Below are 2,607 nucleotides of genomic sequence, written 5' to 3'. Positions count from 1 at the left end.
CACCGCGCGTCCTGCTCGTGTGCCCGGCCGCGCTTGGTGATTTCTCAGCCCTGCCCGATCTCGATGCGCGCATCGCTCAGGGTCGTGCGAAGTCACTGCAACTCCCGCGCTACTACCAGGCCATCGCCAAGACCTGGGGCGTGAGTTTTCTCAATGCGCAGGAGCACGTCACCGTCAGCGCCGTGGATGGCATTCACTTCGACGCCGACGGTCACGCCTCCCTCGGAGCCGCCATCGCCGCCAGCGTGAAGGCGATGGGCTAAGAGATGGCTGCGTCGCGCGTCTTCACGAGGCAAGTTTTTAACCACTGGCTGACACTGACCTGACACTAACAAGAGCCTGAGAAGCTGGTCCATTGTCAGTGTGAGTTAGTGTCAGTCAGTGGCTCTTTAATCATCCATCAACACATGAAACTCATCTGTCTGCTCCTCGCGCTCGCCACCGTGGCCAGCGCTGCCGTTCCCAGCCGCCCCGCTGCCACTGCATCGAAGATCGTCCGCACCTGGAAGTCGGCTGATGGACGCGCCTTGGAAGCCGAGCTGCTGGACTTCGACGCCACCGAGATTCGCATCAAGCGCAGCGCTGACTTCCAGATCATGAAGGTGCCGGTCAAGGCGTTCTCGAAGGAGGACCAGGAGTTCGTCGCTGGCCTGCTGCATGACCGGGCCATCAATGAGAGCCTCACGAAGGGACCCTTCGCCGAGAAGATGACCGGAGCCTTCGTGCAGGCCGTCTCGAAGCAGGGGCTCAACTACCAGATCTATGGCAACCCGAAGTGGGACAACACGCAGCGCTACCCGCTGGTCATCTGGCTGCATGGCTCCGGTCAGAGCGGCAGTGATAACACCTCGCAGATGGGCGGCGCGACGGGCGTCTTCACCAATGCCGAGCACCAGGCGAAGAACCCGTGCTTCATGATCGCCCCGCAGTGCCCGGATGCTGACATCGGCTGGAACAAGCAGGTGGCCGACCACCTCATGGCCCTCATCGCCGACCTCACCGACAAGCTGCCCATCGACACGCATCGCCTCTATCTCACCGGCTCCAGCATGGGCGGCTTTGGCTCGTTCAGTCTCGCGACGAAGTATCCCAAGGTCTTCGCCGCCGTCGTGCCGCTGTGTGGTGGCAGCGACCCGAAGAACGCCGAGGTGCTCAAGCAGGTGCCCCTCTGGGCCTTCCACGGCGACAAGGACGAGATGGTGCCCGTGGAGCGCACGCGCAACGTCATGAAAGCCATCAAGGCCGCTGGCGGCACGCTGAGCAAATACAGCGAACTCGCCGGTGCGGGTCACGGCATCACCGGCATCGTCTATCCCAAGGAAGAGCTGCACGAATGGCTCTTCGCGCAGCACCTCAAGGGCGTGACGGAATAACGCTGATCAGACCCGCGCCTCCAGGAGAAGGCTATCGCATGAGTGCTGGAGTTCAGGCTTTAGCCCAATGCCATCAAGTAAAAGGGATGTGGAGGATGGATAGAATGCAGGAGCCAAGGGCTTGGTGGCGCTGACGGATACGCGGCCAATCGGTGGTGGGTTTGCGCAGGCCTCGGGGACAACTGCGCTGTCTTCGTGGCGGGATGCGGGCTTCGCGGCGAATCATCTTCTCAAAACGCCGGATGAAGGTGCGCTGCTGCGTGGCGCTCATCAGGTCGTGGCTCAGCGAGAGCACCAGGGCGGCCTGCTGCATGTGCCGCGCGATCTTGCGAATGCTCAGCCGCACGGCGGGCAGTTCCTCGGCCTCGGCCAGTTCCAGGCGTTGCGTGGCCAGCTGGCTCGCTGCCAGGATGAGTGCTCCAAACTCTGCCTGCGCGCCCTCGATGCTGCCCGCGCGCATCAGATTGTCTCGACGCGTATGCGCTTTGAGTTCGCGGAAGAACAGCTCCGCCTCCCAGCGCTGGGCATAGAGTCGCGCGAGTTCTGCGGCGGGATGCTTGCGCTCATCCAGCAGCGTCGTCCACAGGCGCAGCTCGCTCTTCTTGCTCTGACCTTCGCGCTGCACTTCGGCCCGGATCTCACGCAGGCGCAGCGGCTTGCGCTCTTGCTTGCGGCGTGACTTGTCCTCCAGCACCACGTCCACCAGGGCGCTGCCGTCGCGCAGCACTTCGAGCACCCGTGCCTTGCGGTTCTCGATCACGCGCACCAGCACCTGACATTGCTCCGCGCTGCGCTCGCACACGGCGTGGATGAAGCCCGCGCCGCCATAGAGCCGGTCCGCCAGCAGCAACGCTGGCTCCCCGGCGGGCAGTTGTCCCAGCAAAGCCTTGGCCAGGGTGATCTCTCCAGTGGCGTGCTCCGCCAGTGCCTGCTCGCACTGCGCACCCAGGGGCTGATGCGTGCCCAGTTCAATGAGCACCGCGCTCATGAACTTGGGGAACGCGCCCGGCTGCCCCTTCTGGTTGGTGGGCGAGGCCAGCCGCGAGGTGACCTGCGGCGTGTTGACCAAGCTCCACGCCGAACCATCCACGGCCAGCAGGCGCATGCCGTCATAGAAGCACTCCGGCTGGCTGCGCAGCTTGGCCAGAGGCCGCAGCAGATGGGCAAAGAGCGCTTCAAACCAAGGCCAGCCCAGCGACGCGCGGCGCTGTTGGGCCGCCGAATCGGAGATGGA

At 64.0% G+C, this 2,607-nt stretch carries 2 protein-coding genes and 1 pseudogene; 2 read left to right on the top strand and 1 reads right to left on the bottom strand.

Features of this window, described 5'->3' with window-relative positions; genetic code table 11:
• A pseudogene (locus ACILSL_RS27565) lies at positions 1-263 on the top strand (GDSL family lipase); the annotation flags it as partial.
• Positions 264-407: 144 nt separating this feature from the next.
• Complete coding sequence (locus ACILSL_RS27560; protein ID WP_395735280.1) at positions 408-1,373, top strand: alpha/beta hydrolase-fold protein; 966 nt, start codon at positions 408-410, stop codon at positions 1,371-1,373.
• 73 nt (positions 1,374-1,446) lie between these two features.
• Here ACILSL_RS27560 and ACILSL_RS27555 read toward each other — a convergent pair.
• Positions 1,447-2,607, bottom strand: a 1,161-nt coding sequence (locus tag ACILSL_RS27555) for an IS4 family transposase (RefSeq protein ID WP_395735279.1), incomplete at its 5' end; no start/stop codon positions are given.

Source organism: Prosthecobacter sp. (assembly GCF_044222345.1).
Taxonomy (GTDB): Bacteria; Verrucomicrobiota; Verrucomicrobiia; order Verrucomicrobiales; family Verrucomicrobiaceae; genus Prosthecobacter.
The sequence above is the reverse complement of the archived record's forward strand: the minus strand, read 5'-3'. Positions and strand labels throughout refer to the sequence as shown.